We start from the raw sequence: 14,857 nt of genomic DNA, 5'->3' as shown, positions 1-14,857 counted from the left end.
TATGAAGGGGCGCGGGCATGAGCTTCATCACAGTGAAAAACGTCTGGCAGCAATACGCCGATCAGGTGGTGCTTGAAGGGCTGAACCTGAGCGTCAACGAAGGTGAGTTCTGCACCTTGGTCGGCGCGTCGGGTTGCGGCAAATCGACCTTCCTGCGGCTATTGCTCGGCCAGGAACGCGCCAGTCGCGGCGAGATTCTGTTGGACGGTCAGGCATTGGCTGGCGAACCGGATTCGAGCCGTGGCGTGGTGTTCCAGCGCTACTCGGTGTTCCCGCACCTGACCGTGCTGGACAACGTCGCCCTCGGCCTCGAACTGCCGCGCTCGCCATTACTGGGGCGGTTGTTCGGCAGCACTAAAAAAGAGGCACGCGATCATGCCTCGGTGTTGCTGCACAAAGTCGGCCTCGGCCATTCGCTGGACAAGTATCCGGCGCAACTCTCCGGTGGCATGCAGCAACGGCTGGCGATTGCCCAGGCGCTGATCATGAAACCCCGCGTGTTGCTCCTCGACGAACCGTTCGGCGCCCTCGATCCGGGCATCCGCAAAGACATGCACAGCCTGCTGCTGGAGCTGTGGCGCGAGACGCAACTGACGGTGTTCATGGTCACCCACGACCTGTCCGAAGGTTTCAGTCTCGGCACCCGTTTGCTGGTATTCGACAAGGTCCGCGTCGACCCGCACGCCCCCGGCGCCTATGGCGCACGCATCACCTACGACATCCCTTTGAACAGCGACCGCCGCGCCAACCGCGCCGCCGTCGACGCCCTGCCAGCTCAGTTGGCAGGCACGCTTCGTATCGCTTAGAGGAATCTGCACATGACTGATTCGACCCAACTGTTCCCGCCGTTCGCCGAAGAAATGCTCCCCGGCGGCGGCCATCGTTCATTCGTTCTGAAACGCGGCCAATTACTGCGCCTGACCGACCTGCGCGGCGGTGCCAACGTCAGCCTGACGCTGCTCAACGCCAACGAAAAAACCGAACGCCTGAACCTGCCCGACAGCCTCAAATGCCAACACACCGCCAAGCTCACCACCGGCCATTGCCTGTACTCGGACATGGGCCGCGTGCTGGCGGCGATCACTGCCGACACCTGTGGCTGGAGCGACAGCCTCGGCGGCGTGCTCTGCGCTGAAGAAGTCGCACAAAAATATGGCCAGGGTCGCTATCAGGAACTGCGCAACGGCTTCTTCCGCAACGGCACCGACAACTTGTTGGTGGAGCTGGGCAAGTGGGGGCTGGGCCTGTCCGACCTGCTGATGACGCTCAACCTGTTCAGCCGGGTGAACGTCGATGAGGCTGGCCGTTTCCACTTCGTCGAAGGCAATTCCAAGGCCGGTGATTACATCGAGTTATACGCGCCGATGGACACCCTGGTGGTACTCACCGCGTTGCAACACCCGATGGATCCGTCGCCGGAATATGCACCGAAACCGCTGAAGCTGAGCTGGATGAACGCTGATGCCAGCGTCGCCGAACACTGCCGCACCTCGCGCCCGGAAAACGAGCGCGGCTTCATCAACACCGACCGTCTGTTCGCCTGAGGATCGCTGCCATGTCACTCGCTATCGCCACCGCCCACAAGCAACCAGAAACAGCGGTCTACCGCGCCACCATCCCGGCCGGCGAACCCTGGCTGATGGAGGTCAAGGCCGGCCAGACCCTGCGTATCCTCGACCTGGAAGGCAATCAGGCGGTCGACACTCTGTTCTACAGCCTTGCCAATCCCAGGGAACGCTATGACGTGCAACGCACGTTGCGTCGGCAGAACAGCGTCTACCTGAGCACCGGCAGCGTGCTCTATTCCAACCTCGGCAAGCCAATGCTGACCATCGTCGAAGACACCTGCGGGCGTCACGACACCCTCGGCGGTGCCTGCGCGCAAGAGAGCAACACCGTGCGTTACGCCCTGGAAAAACGCTACATGCACAGCTGCCGCGACAACTACCTGCGCGCCTGCGCCCACGACGGGCGCCTGGGCAAGGGCGACATCGGGCCGAACATCAATTTCTTCATGAATGTGCCGGTGACGGCCGATGGCGGGCTGACGTTTGAAGACGGGATTTCAGCGCCCGGCAAATACGTCGACCTGCGCGCCGAGATGGACGTGATCGTGCTGATCTCCAACTGCCCGCAACTGAACAACCCGTGCAACGCCTACAACCCCACGCCTGCGGAGCTTTTGGTATGGAACTGAAACTTGCGCGTTTGCGGCGGTGGTTGTTTGCCCTGTGTCAGGCCCGCTCCGGCCAGTGCCTCAAAAAGTAAAAACACCACAAATACCAATGTAGGAGCGGTGGTGTTTTGAAGTGAATTGATTCTGCCGTCGGGGACGACCCCGGCGCTCATCGAAAAACTGCGGGACGGCCCGCATCCCAGGTCGAGGCTGATGCGCTATCGCCTCCAGGGGTTATGCCATGTTCGAAAAAGTCCTCATCGCCAACCGTGGCGCCATTGCCTGCCGCATTCTGCGGACCCTGCGAGAGTTGCAGGTCAAGGGAGTCGCCGTTTACTCCGAAGCGGACGCCGCCAGCCTGCATATCCTGCACGCCGATGAAGCCCACAGCCTGGGCGAAGGCGCGGCGGCCGGCACTTACCTTGCCGTGGACAAAATCCTCGCCATCGCCAAATCCACCGGCGCTACGGCGATCCATCCCGGCTACGGATTCCTCTCGGAAAACGCCGCGTTCGCCGAGGCCTGCGAAGCAGCCGATATCGCCTTCATCGGCCCCACGCCTGAGCAACTGCGCGTGTTTGGCCTCAAACACACCGCCCGCGCCCTGGCCAAACAACACGGCGTGCCGATGCTCGAAGGCACCGAACTGCTCGACAGCCTTGACGCGGCATTGATCGCTGGCGAACAGGTCGGCTACCCGGTGATGCTCAAAAGCACCGCCGGCGGTGGCGGCATCGGTATGCGCGTGTGCCGCAGCGCCGCCGAATTGGGCGAATCCTTCGAAGCGGTCAAACGCCTCGGGCAGAACAACTTCAGCGACGCCGGCGTGTTCATCGAGAAGTACATCCAGCGCGCGCGACATCTGGAAGTGCAGGTGTTCGGCGACGGCCAGGGCGAGGTGATTGCCCTCGGCGTGCGCGACTGTTCGGTGCAGCGGCGCAACCAGAAAGTCCTTGAAGAAACCCCGGCGCCCAACCTGCCCGACGGCATGGCCGAAGCGCTCTGCCTTGCTGCAATCAAACTCGCCAAGGCAGTGAACTACCGCAGCGCCGGCACCGTGGAGTTTGTCTTCGACAGTGACGCCCAGCGTTTCTATTTTCTTGAAGTGAACACCCGTTTGCAGGTGGAGCACGGTGTCACCGAGCAAGTGTGGGGCGTGGATCTGGTGCGCTGGATGGTGGGACTGGCGGCCGGAGATTTACCGCCATTGAACGCATTGAGCCAAGGCTTGAAAGCCGACGGCCACGCGATCCAGGCAAGGCTCTACGCCGAAGATCCGGGGCGCGATTTTCAACCGAGCCCCGGCCTGCTGACGGCGGTAAGTTTCCCCGTCGCCGATGGCAAACACCTGCGCATCGACACGTGGGTCGAGGCCGGTTGCGAGATCCCGCCTTACTTCGACCCGATGATTGCCAAGGTCATCCGCTGGGCGCCGACTCGCGAAGAGGCCCGCGCTGATCTGCTCCAAACCTTGGGCGACAGCCTGCTGTACGGTGTGGAAACCAACCGCGATTACCTGCGACAGATTCTGCTCGATGTGCCCTTTGCCAGCGGCCAGCCATGGACCCGTTGTCTGGAAGCGCTGGTCTACCAGGCCAACACCTTCGAGGTGATCAGCGCCGGCACCCAGACCAGCGTTCAGGACTATCCGGGGCGTCTCGGTTACTGGGCGGTGGGTGTGCCGCCGTCGGGGCCGATGGACAGTCGTGCATTGCGTTTGGGTAATCTTTTACTGGGTAACGATGAAGGCGCAGCGGCCCTGGAAATCACCATGAGCGGGCCGATGCTGCGCTTCAATTGTGATGCGGTTGTGGCGGTGACCGGTGCGCAGATTCCATTGACGCTGAACGGTGAAGCGGCACCGATGAACACCGCGCTGCTGATTCCGGCCGGGGCCACAGTGCATCTCGGCACAATCGCCGGTGCAGGCGCTCGCAGCTATCTGTGCCTGCGCGGCGGCCTGCAAGTGCCGGATTACCTGGGCAGCAAAAGTACCTTCACCCTCGGTCAGTTCGGTGGCCATGGCGGTCGTGCGTTGCGTGCCGGGGACGTGTTGCATGTGCCAGCCTTGATCGACCGTAGCGCGGGTGTTCAATTGCCTGATGAACAGGTCACCGAGTTGCCGGCCGTGCGGCAAATCAGGGTGATCTACGGCCCCCATGGCGCACCGGAATACTTCACCGAACACTACATCGGCACCTTCTTCACCACTAAATGGGAAGTGCATTTCAACTCCAGCCGCACCGGTGTACGGCTGATCGGGCCGAAGCCGGAATGGGTACGGGCCGACGGTGGCGAAGCCGGTTTGCATCCGTCGAATATTCACGACAATCCGTATGCCATTGGCGCGGTGGACTTCACCGGTGATATGCCGGTGATCCTCGGTCCCGATGGTCCGAGCCTCGGTGGGTTCGTCTGCCCGGTGACGGTGATCGAAGCGGATCTTTGGCAGCTCGGGCAACTGAAGGCTGGAGACAAGGTGCAGTTTTTGCCGATCGATCTGAAAACCGCTCGCTCTCTGGCAATGCAGAACCATTGTGGCGAGGGGGCTTGTCGGAACGCCGCATCGCCCCGTTCGACTGCGAAGCAGTCGCCAATCAGTCAACTCGATACATCTGATGCTGCGCGATTGCAGGTATTGGGGGCGCTTCGCGACCCAACGGGGGCAAGCCCCCTCGCCACAGGTAATGTGTTCCCACAGGGGGTTGTGTCGCCTGTGGTGCTGGATATCGGGCAGGACGATACGCGGCTGGTTGCACGCCTTTCGGGCGACACGCATTTGCTGCTGGAAATCGGCGCACCGGAACTGGACCTGGTCCTGCGCTTCCGCGCCCACGCGCTGATGCAGGCATTGGAAGGCAAACGCCTGCACGGGGTAATCGACCTGACGCCGGGCATCCGTTCGCTGCAAGTGCATTACCAACCGGAGCAACTGCCGCTCGCCGATCTGCTGGGCATCGTCGCCGGTGAGTGGGACGCTGTGTGCGCCGCCAAAGACTTGCAGGTTCCCTCGCGCATCGTGCACCTGCCGCTGTCCTGGGATGACCCGGCTTGCCAGTTGGCCATCGAGAAATACATGACCACCGTGCGCAAGGACGCCCCATGGTGCCCGAGCAATCTGGAGTTCATCCGGCGCATCAACGACCTGCCGAACCTCGACGAAGTGCAGCGCACGGTGTTCGACGCCCGCTATCTGGTGATGGGGCTGGGCGATGTCTACCTCGGCGCTCCGGTCGCCACCCCGCTCGACCCACGGCATCGTCTGGTCACCACCAAATACAACCCGGCCCGCACCTGGACCGCTGAAAACTCGGTGGGCATCGGTGGCGCCTATATGTGCGTATACGGCATGGAAGGCCCCGGTGGTTATCAATTCGTCGGCCGGACCTTGCAGATGTGGAATCGCTACCGCGAGGTCGCCGCGTTCGATGGCAAACCGTGGCTGCTGCGGTTCTTCGATCAAATCCGCTTCTACCCGGTAAGCGCCGACGAACTGCTGCGCATTCGACGGGATTTCCCGCTCGGGCGCTTCGCTCTGAACATCGAGCACAGTCAGTTGAACCTGGCGGATTACCAGGCGTTTCTGGCGAAGGAAGCCAACAGCATTGCGGCGTTTCGGGATCAGCAAAAAGGTGCGTTCAACGCCGAGCGCGAGCGCTGGATTGCCAGCGGTCAGGCGCATTTCGACAGTGAAGAACCGGCGCCGCAAGTGACCGAAGAGGCACTGTTGGCCGACGGTCAGCAGAGCATCGACAGCCACATCGCCGGCAACCTCTGGCAGGTTCAGGTGGAGGTCGGCAGCCAAGTGGTCGCCGGAGATGTGCTAGTGATTCTGGAGTCGATGAAGATGGAAATCCCGCTGCTCGCGCCCATGGCCGGTGTGGTGCGCGAGATTCGTGTGCAACCGGGCTCGCCAGTGCGCGCGGGACAGCGCGTCGTGGTGCTGGAACTCGACTGAAGCCATTTCAACAAGGATCTGAACCATGAACATCAATCTGCAACTCGACGCCCTGCGCAACGCTTACCGTGACGGCCACATCACGCCTCGGCAACTGCTGCCGAGCCTGCGGGAAAAAGCCGCGGCGCTGAACCCGGACTATCACTTGTTCATCCATTTACTCAGCGCCGAGGAACTGGAACCGTACCTCGCCGCCCTCGATGGTCGTGACCCAGGCAGCCTGCCGCTGTACGGCGTGCCGTTCGCGATCAAGGACAATATCGATCTGGCGGGCATTCCGACCACCGCGGCGTGCCCGGCGTTTGCCTACGTGCCGGAGCGTTCGGCAACCATCGTCGAGCAACTGCTGGCGCTGGGCGCGATCCCGCTGGGCAAGACCAATCTCGACCAGTTCGCCACCGGCCTCAACGGCAGCCGCTCGCCGTATGGCGCTTGCCCGAACAGCGTGTTGCCGGAGTATCCGTCAGGCGGTTCCAGTGCCGGGTCTTCACTGGCGGTGGCGCTCGGCGTGGCGAGTTTCGCCCTGGGCACCGACACCGCAGGTTCCGGACGCGTACCGGCGGCGCTGAACAATCTGGTCGGTTTGAAAGCCACCAAAGGGCTGATCTCCACGGCCGGGGTGGTTCCGGCCTGTCGCACGCTCGATTGCGTCACGACCTTTACGGCCACGGCTCGGGAAGCCAGTCAGTTGTTGGCACTGACCGCTCATCTCGACCCACGGGATGAATACAGCCGCAGCAATCCGCTGTGGAATGACGGCTCGGCCTTCGGCACGCCGCGCGCGTTTCGTTTCGGTGTGCCCCGTGCGCAGGACCTGGCGTTCTTCGGCTGCCCTGAAGGCCCGTTGTTGTTTGGCGACGCCATCGACCAGCTCAAAACCATGGGCGGTGAAGCGGTCGAACTGGATTTGTCGCCCTTCCTTGAAGCGGCGCGGTTGCTCTACGAAGGGCCATGGGTGGCTGAGCGTTACAGTGTGGCCGGCAAATTGATGGAGCAAAATCCTCAAGCCGTGTTGCCAGTGATTCGTGCCGTGCTGGCCAAGGCCCCGGCGGTGACCGGCGTGCAAACCTTCCGCGCCCACTACCGGCTGCAAGTCTTGAAGGCGCTGTGCGACAGAGTATTGGAGGGCCTCGACTGCGTGCTGACGCCAACCATTGGCCGTCCGGTGACGTTGGCGGAACTTGCCGCCGAACCGGTACTGCGCAACTCGGAACTGGGCTACTACACCAACTTCATGAACCTGCTCGATTACGCTGCCGTCGCCGTGCCCAGCGGATTGATGGGCAATGGTTTGCCATGGGGCGTGACCTTGTTTGGTCGCGCGTTTACCGATCAGTATCTGTTGAGCGTGGCGGATGCCCTGCAACGTCAGCAGGGCTTGGCGTCACCCGCACCGGCCGCCATCGCGCGCAATGACCGGGCACGACTGGTGGTCTGCGGCGCGCACCTGGAGGGGCTGGCGCTGAACTGGCAACTCAAACAGCGTGGAGCGCGGCTGGTAGAAACAACTCAGAGTTCTCCCGATTATCAGCTGTATGCCTTGGCCGGCGGCCCACCGTATCGCCCCGGCATGGTCCGCGTTAAAGAGGGCGGCGTGGCGATTGCGGTGGAAGTCTGGGAATTGCCGAGCAGTGAGCTGGGGTCGTTCCTCACCGGGATTCCTGCTCCACTGGGACTGGGCAAGGTGCAACTGGCGGATGGGCGTTGGGAGAGCGGGTTTATCTGTGAGCCGTATGGGCTGGATGGGGCGGTGGAAATCAGTCATTTGGGCGGGTGGCGGGCGTATTTGAAAAGCCTGGGTTGATCGCCTGATCACCGGCAAGACTCCTTCAGGAATGTGCGAGCGTTAGCTTGCACATGGCGGCTTGCGGGACGATCATGCGCAGCTCGGGCCAAGCAAACCGGCCATTACCAAATGACCCTTTCATGAATAAGCCAGACCTCTGCCCGGCCTGCGGCGCTTCCAACGACTGCAGCCTGGCCGATCCACGAACCGTCGATCGTGCCTGCTGGTGCTACGGCGTCAGCATCGACCCGGCGGTGTTCGAAACGCTGCCGGCCGAGCTGCGTGACAAGTCCTGCCTGTGCCCGGCCTGCGCCCGGGTCGAGGCGCAGTTGCAAGCAACCGCCTGGCCGATCACGTAACATACGCAGCCCTTTTCCCACCGATCCCTGGCCATGCGCGTTGACCGTTTCCTCAGCAACCTGCCCCGCTTCAACCGCAAGCAGGTACGCCTGTTGCTGGTGGAAAAGCGCGTCAGGGTCGACGGAACTATCGTCAGCGATCCTCACACCGAGGTGCTTGAGTTCAGCCGCGTGGAAGTCGACGACGAAGTGCTGCAGGTCGGTAAACCGGCCCGCTACTTCATGCTGCACAAACCGCCCGGCTGCGTCAGCGCCACCCGCGACCCGCAACACCCGACGGTGCTCGACCTGATCCATGAAGCGGACAAGGATGACCTGCACATCGCCGGTCGCCTGGACTTCAACACCACTGGCCTGATGCTGATCACCAACGACGGCACCTGGTCGCGACGCCTGACCCAGCCGCAGACCAAACTGCCCAAGGTGTACTACGTCGAGACGGAGCAGGAGATCACTGCCGACTACGCGATCACATTCGCCAAAGGCCTGTACTTCGCCTTCGAAGACCTCACAACCCAACCTGCCGAGCTGGTCTTGCTCGGGGCAAAATCGGCGCGCCTGAGCATCGTCGAGGGCCGTTATCATCAGGTAAAACGGATGTTCGGCCACTTCGACAACAAGGTGTTGCGCCTGCACCGCGAACGCATGGGACCGCTGCTGCTCGACGACGCGCTGAAGCCCGGCGAATACCGGCCGCTGAGCGTCGAAGAGATCCGATTGATCTAAGCAGGCGACCGCTCAGCAGAAGTTGTCGAATATTTTTTGAAAGATACTTGCGCGATGACGTGACCCCTGCTTGAATCAGGACGTCGGCGCGAAATGTGACCGGCGAGTCACCAAAACTACTCTAAGAAACTTTTTGCCGGCAGAGAACCCTCAGGTTCCGCCTTCCCCCGGCAAACTGCCCGCTTATAACAATACCCGTCGACCGGCGTGCAATGGATCGACATGGGCCTTCAAAATTCCAGGCGTATGCCTACCTGTCACAAAGCTCGTGCAATCTGATTTGCGCGCATACCCGCTTGCCAGGAGTCTTATGTCATGAGGCCAGAAATCGCTGTGCTGGATATACAGGGTCAGTATCGGGTTTACACGGAGTTCTATCGCGCAGACGCCGCAGAAAAGACCATCATTCTGGTCAACGGCTCGATGTCCACGACTGCGTCGTTTGCCCAAACCGTGAAAAACCTTTATCCGCAGTTCAATGTGGTGTGCTACGACCAGCCCTACGCGGGCAAGTCCAAGGCTCACAACCTGCATGAGAAAATGCTGACCAAGGAAATCGAAGGGCAGATCCTCCTGGAGCTGATCGACCACTTCGCCGCCGAACACGTGCTGTCGTTTTCCTTTGGTGGCGCCGCCACGCTCGTCGCCCTCGCCCACCGGCCACGGCGCATCGAAAAGGCTGTGATCAGTTCGTTCTCGCCGGTGGTCAACGAGCACATGCTCGACTACCTTCAGCGCGGTGTCGATTACCTCGGCAACCGGGACGGTGACCGCGTCGGCCACCTGGTGAACAGCACCATCGGCAAACACCTGCCTTCGCTGTTCAAGCGCTTCAACCACCGTCACGTCAGCTCATTGGCCGAACACGAATACGGGCAGATGCACTTCCACATCAGCGACGTGCTCAACAGCGACCGCAACTGCTACCTGAACGCGGCAAAGAAAATCAATGTGCCAGTGCTGTTCATGAACGGCGAATGGGACGAGTACACCGCCCCCGCCGATGCCAGGCTGTTCGCCGGCCATGTACAACACAGCACCTTCAGCACCCTTCAGGCCACCGGCCACTTCCTCGACATGGAACATAAAACTGCCTGCCAAGACAGCCGTAACGCATTGCTGGGCTTCCTGAAGCCGACGCAACACGAAAGCCGGCCGCGTTACCACTACGTCCAGGACCACCATGCATTGGCAATCTGAAACAGAGTCATCGCGAGCAAGCCCCGCCCTACTGTGTTGAACGCACTCCCGTAGGCGCGAGGCTTGCCCGCGAATGACCGCCAAGCGGTCCCTGTTTGTGTTTCACCCGACGCTAAAGCCATCGCGCATAAAGAAAAACTTCAAATCCGCGCTCACATCTGGTACAAAGTCAGCCGCTCTGAGCGGGTGTCGTATAATGGCATTACTCCAGCTTCCCAAGCTGATAACGAGGGTTCGATTCCCTTCACCCGCTCCAATCAGATTTCAGTCTCACGTCGTTTTTTGACGGGGGATGCAGGTAAAGAAAAAACCGGCCTTGATGGCCGGTTTTTTTGTGCCTGGGATTTGGGGGCCCTCCAGTCCTTGACGCCTCCGGCCCCGCATACTAGCGAATGCTATACTTCCTACGGATTGCATGAAGTGTGCAACGTTCCCCACGGGCGCAGATACCGACTGCAAATCTCAGTTTACGGCTGCGGGACAGAGGAGGCCTACGGCCAACACGAGATGGGAGGTGTGGCATGAACCGACACTATTACATCAGTGACAATCTCGACGATCTCGAAGCCCTTGAAACCGAACTGGAAGCCAACGGCATCAATACCGAACAAATTCATGTGCTCAGCGAACAAGTGGCTGATGTTGAAGAACACCATCTCCACGAGGTCAACTCGTTGATGAAACAGGATGTTGTTCACTCTGGCGAGATTGGTGCAGTGGTTGGTGTGCCACTCGCAGCGCTGATCCTTGGCGGTGCCTATTGGCTGGGCTGGACCGAAACCGCCGCAGGCTGGGTACCTTTTATCTTCCTTGCCATTGTTATATTTGGCTTCTGCATCTGGGAAGGCGGCTTTTTTGGTATTCAGGTACCTAACGCGCACTTCCGCAACTTTAAACAGATGGTGGAAGACGGCAAACATATCTTCTTCGTGGATGTTGATCCGAATCAGGAGCCGGTATTGGATCGGGTCATTGAACATCATCCAAAACTGAAGATCGCCGGCACGGGTACGGCATCCCCTCACTGGACAGTCGCCTGGCTGCACAAATGGCATCAGTTCAAGCGAACGATATAACGCCATTTACTGCGGGTTGACCCCGGAGGCTCAAAGCCGTCCGTTGGCTGCTTATTGACCGAAGAAAACGACCCGACTGAGGAAAACGTAATCCGCCTCGGTGGCCATCAGCCCGACGAGCACCAGCAAACACAACGGTGGCACCAATATGGCGTAGACCATGGCCAACCGCTCCCAGGCCATGTGCATGAAGATGGAGACAATTAAACCTGCCTTCAACAACATGAAAGTGATAATCAGGGCCCACCGAAGGTAACCATGGAAGTGAAAATAGTCGACCAGATACGACATCGTGCTGAGGACGAATAACAGCCCCCAGATTTTCAGGTACAAACTGATTGGATGTTGCTGACCCTGAGCATGCGCCATCACCCGTGCTCCTCTACCATAAATAGAAGAAAGCAAAAATAAACACCCACACCAAGTCCACGAAGTGCCAGTAAAGCCCGGCTATTTCGACGTTCTGATAGTTTCCGGAGCGCTCATAATCTCCTCGCATGACTTTCATCGCCACAATGCTGAGATAGATGGCGCCGATTGACACATGCAGTCCGTGAAAACCGGTAATCATGAAGAAGCTGGCCCCAAATTGAGCCGCGCCCATGGGGTTCCCCCAGGGACGCACGCCTTCGGCGATAAGCTTGCTCCATTCAAATGCCTGCATGCTGACGAAGGTCACGCCCAAGGCAGCGGTCGCCAGCATCAGGGCTGTGGTTTTCGCGCGATCACGGCGATAGGCGAAGTTAACGGCCATGGCCATGGTGCCGCTGCTGCTGATCAGCACAAAGGTCATGATGGCAATCAGAATAAGCGGGATTTCTCTACCGCCGATCGTCAATGCGAACACTTCACTGGGGTTCGGCCAAGGGGCGGTGATGGTCATGCGGACCGACATGTAGCCGGTTAAAAAGCAGGTGAATATAAACGTATCGCTGAGCAGGAATATCCACATCATCGCCTTGCCCCAGGGGACCTGCCTGAAAGCCTCCCTATCCGAGGCCCAGTCGCTGGCGATGCCCTGCCATCCCGGGGCAGGCGGCGGGCTTGGTGGATTGGATGAACTTGACTCGGCCGGTGCTAATGGGTGCGATGCCATGGCTTTTCACCTCAGGCCGCAGAATCTGGCGATGGCTTCATAGGTTTGCGGCGTGCTGGTCAGCAGCGCGAAGAGCACGAACCAAAGACCCAATAAGTAGTGCCAATAGGTGGTACAGAGCTCTACGCTGACGCGCAGTTGCGGCAACGGCACGTGACGCAGGAATTTAGCGACGGTTATGCCCCAGGCAATCAGCCCGCCCAGCAGGTGAAGGCCATGCACACCGGTTAACAGGTAGAAGAAACTGTTGGCCGGATTACTGGCGACAAAGTAGCCCCAGGCGACAAACTGCTGCCAGACCCAGAGTTGCCCCACCAGAAAGGCAATTGCAAATACACCGCCCACTACAAAACCCATGGCCGTTGCGTCCAGTCGAGCCTGTCGGGCGGCCATGCGCGACCACTGCAGTGCGATGCAACTCAGTACCAAAAAAGCCGAATTCACCCACAACGGCCATGGATTGGCTAACGGCGCCAAGGGGTCTGTCAGGGGTAGCCAGTCAGCCATTTGTGAGCGGGCAATGAAGGCGAGCAGGAAGAGAAAGAATAACGAACTCACCACCGCCAGAAACAAGCGCAGGCCTACCCTTGCGGTTCGGCTTCTATCGGCGTCGGCCTGAATACCTTCAGGATCGCGATTCCAACTGCCGCCGGGGTCAGCGTCGTCGGCGTTTCTCAATAGCAGTCTGTTCATGTTTTAACGTCCGCTATCTTGGTTCCGGCACTGAGTTGCCGCATTTGCTCCAGCTCCTCGGCAGAGACCGTTTGCGGCACGAAATCCTGCTCTATCCCCGGCACGCTGTAGTCATAAGCCCAGCGATGCACGACCGGCAGTTTCGCTCCCCAGTTACCGTGTACCGGTGGGGTGTTCGGCGTTTGCCATTCCAGACTGGCCGCGCCCCAGGGATTACTGCCTGCGGGCTTACCTTTAAATACACTCCAGGCCAGGTTGAACACGAACAGCAACTGGGAAACGCCGACAATCAATGCGACCACCGTAATGAAGGCATTCAACTCTTGCGCCGACTGCGGGATGAACGCGTAGTTTTCATAGGCGTAGTAACGGCGCGGCATGCCCTGGAAACCCAAGTAGTGCATGGGGAAGAAAATGGCGTAGGTACCCAGAAAGGTAATCCAGAAATGCAGCTTGCCCAGGGTGTCGTTAAACATCCGCCCGGTGACTTTCGGAAACCAATGATAGATGCCGCCGAATACCACCAGTACCGGTGCGACTCCCATGACCATATGGAAATGGGCGACGACGAAATAGGTGTCCGAGAGCGGAATGTCCACGATCACATTGCCGAGAAACAACCCGGTCAGACCACCCACCAGGAAGGTGACGATAAAGGCCAGGGCAAACAGCATCGGCACGGTCAGATGAATGTCGCCCCGCCACAGGGTCAACACCCAGTTATAGACTTTCAGTGCAGTCGGCACCGCGATGATCAAGGTGGTGACGGCGAAGAAAAAGCCAAAGTACGGGTTCATCCCGCTGACATACATATGGTGCGCCCAGACCACAAAGCTGAGCACGCCAATCGCAATAATCGCCCACACCATCATTCGGTAGCCGAAGATATTTTTACGCGCATGGGTGCTGATCAAGTCGGAGACCAGGCCAAACGCAGGGAGAGCAACGATGTAGACCTCCGGGTGGCCGAAGAACCAGAACAGGTGCTGGAACAAGATCGGGCTACCGCCCTGATGATTGAGCTGCTGCCCCAGCGAGATCATCGCCGGCATAAAGAAGCTGGTGCCCAACAGCTTGTCGAACAGCATCATGACCGCACTGACAAACAGCGCCGGGAAGGCCAGCAAGGCCATGATCGAGGCCATGAAGATTCCCCATACGGAGAGCGGCATGCGAAACAATGTCATGCCGTGCGTGCGTGCCTGCAATACCGTGGTGACGTAGTTCAGCCCGCCCATGGTGGCGGCGACAATAAAAATCGCCAGAGAGACGAGCATCAGGACAATGCCCCATTCGACCCCGGGTGTCCCCTTGGTGATGGACTGCGGCGGATAGAGCGTCCAGCCCGAACCGGTGGGACCGCCCGGCACAAAGAAACCGGCGAGCAATACCAGTACCGCCACCAGGTAGAACCAGTAGCTCAGCATGTTGACGTAGGGGAAGACCATGTCGCGGGCGCCCACCATTAGTGGGATCAGATAGTTACCGAAGCCGCCCAGAAACAGAGCCGTCAGCAAATAAATGACCATGATCATGCCGTGCATGGTCATCGCCTGATAGTAAGTATTGGCGTCCATGAACGCCAAACTGCCGGGGAAGCCTATCTGTAAGCGCATCAAGTCGGACAACACCACGGCGATAAGCCCCACGAACAGAGCCGTCAAGGAGTATTGAATGGCTATGACCTTGTGGTCCTGACTCCAGATATATTTGGTCAGGAAACTTTTAGGCTCGTGCAGTGCTTCTGTTTCGGCTTGCTCCGCATAGGCCATCACGTCATCCTCCTG

General features: G+C 59.7%; 13 protein-coding genes and 1 tRNA gene. 10 read left to right on the top strand and 4 right to left on the bottom strand.

What is annotated here, in order from left to right; all coding sequences use genetic code 11:
- Positions 1-17: 17 nt before the first annotated feature.
- From AC1RL4_RS17725 to AC1RL4_RS17680, 10 genes are all read left to right on the top strand, one after another.
- Entirely contained in the window at positions 18-806 is a 789-nt protein-coding gene (locus AC1RL4_RS17725; RefSeq protein WP_018926801.1) for an ABC transporter ATP-binding protein, read from the top strand.
- Positions 807-818: 12 nt separating this feature from the next.
- Complete coding sequence (locus tag AC1RL4_RS17720; RefSeq protein WP_019580861.1) at positions 819-1,544, top strand: urea amidolyase associated protein UAAP1; 726 nt, start codon at positions 819-821, stop codon at positions 1,542-1,544.
- A gap of 11 nt (positions 1,545-1,555) precedes the next feature.
- Positions 1,556-2,197, top strand: coding sequence for an urea amidolyase associated protein UAAP2 (locus AC1RL4_RS17715; RefSeq protein WP_019580862.1), 642 nt, complete (start codon positions 1,556-1,558; stop codon positions 2,195-2,197).
- Positions 2,198-2,417: 220 nt separating this feature from the next.
- Positions 2,418-6,134 carry an urea carboxylase gene (uca, locus tag AC1RL4_RS17710; protein WP_493119812.1) on the top strand — a complete coding sequence of 1,239 codons (3,717 nt, stop codon included), beginning with the start codon at positions 2,418-2,420 and terminating at the stop codon, positions 6,132-6,134.
- 25 nt (positions 6,135-6,159) lie between these two features.
- Positions 6,160-7,938 carry an allophanate hydrolase gene (gene atzF / locus AC1RL4_RS17705; protein WP_019580864.1) on the top strand — a complete coding sequence of 593 codons (1,779 nt, stop codon included), beginning with the start codon at positions 6,160-6,162 and terminating at the stop codon, positions 7,936-7,938.
- 122 nt (positions 7,939-8,060) lie between these two features.
- Positions 8,061-8,279, top strand: coding sequence for a cysteine-rich CWC family protein (locus tag AC1RL4_RS17700; protein WP_018926806.1), 219 nt, complete (start codon positions 8,061-8,063; stop codon positions 8,277-8,279).
- 33 nt (positions 8,280-8,312) lie between these two features.
- Complete coding sequence (locus AC1RL4_RS17695) at positions 8,313-9,005, top strand: pseudouridine synthase (RefSeq protein WP_028939329.1); 693 nt, start codon at positions 8,313-8,315, stop codon at positions 9,003-9,005.
- A gap of 315 nt (positions 9,006-9,320) precedes the next feature.
- Positions 9,321-10,205: an alpha/beta fold hydrolase gene (locus AC1RL4_RS17690; RefSeq protein ID WP_019647962.1), complete on the top strand. Its 885-nt coding sequence runs from the start codon at positions 9,321-9,323 to the stop codon at positions 10,203-10,205.
- A 182-nt stretch (positions 10,206-10,387) separates the two neighbouring features.
- Positions 10,388-10,461 (top strand) — tRNA-Gly (locus tag AC1RL4_RS17685).
- Between the two features lie 265 nt (positions 10,462-10,726).
- Entirely contained in the window at positions 10,727-11,281 is a 555-nt protein-coding gene (locus tag AC1RL4_RS17680; protein WP_018926809.1) for a hypothetical protein, read from the top strand.
- A gap of 51 nt (positions 11,282-11,332) precedes the next feature.
- Here the strand turns inward: AC1RL4_RS17680 and AC1RL4_RS17675 are convergent, their stop codons facing one another.
- Genes AC1RL4_RS17675 through ctaD form a run of 4 tightly spaced genes read right to left on the bottom strand, consistent with a single transcriptional unit; the run spans position 11,333 to position 14,842 of the window.
- A complete protein-coding gene (locus tag AC1RL4_RS17675; RefSeq protein ID WP_028939289.1) occupies positions 11,333-11,650 on the bottom strand; it encodes a cytochrome C oxidase subunit IV family protein in 318 nt (105 codons plus the stop codon).
- Positions 11,651-11,663: 13 nt separating this feature from the next.
- Positions 11,664-12,377, bottom strand: coding sequence for a heme-copper oxidase subunit III family protein (locus tag AC1RL4_RS17670; protein ID WP_026286474.1), 714 nt, complete (start codon positions 12,375-12,377; stop codon positions 11,664-11,666).
- Positions 12,378-12,383: 6 nt separating this feature from the next.
- A complete protein-coding gene (locus AC1RL4_RS17665; protein ID WP_096479652.1) occupies positions 12,384-13,070 on the bottom strand; it encodes a cytochrome c oxidase subunit 3 in 687 nt (228 codons plus the stop codon).
- Entirely contained in the window at positions 13,067-14,842 is a 1,776-nt protein-coding gene (gene ctaD / locus AC1RL4_RS17660) for a cytochrome c oxidase subunit I (RefSeq protein ID WP_096479651.1), read from the bottom strand. Before ctaD ends, AC1RL4_RS17665 begins: the two co-directional genes overlap by 4 nt.
- Positions 14,843-14,857 lie beyond the last annotated feature (15 nt).

This window comes from Pseudomonas sp. GW822-FHT07A10, from assembly GCF_058798795.1.
Note: the sequence above shows the minus strand (reverse complement) of the source record. Positions and strands in the feature narration are given on the sequence as shown.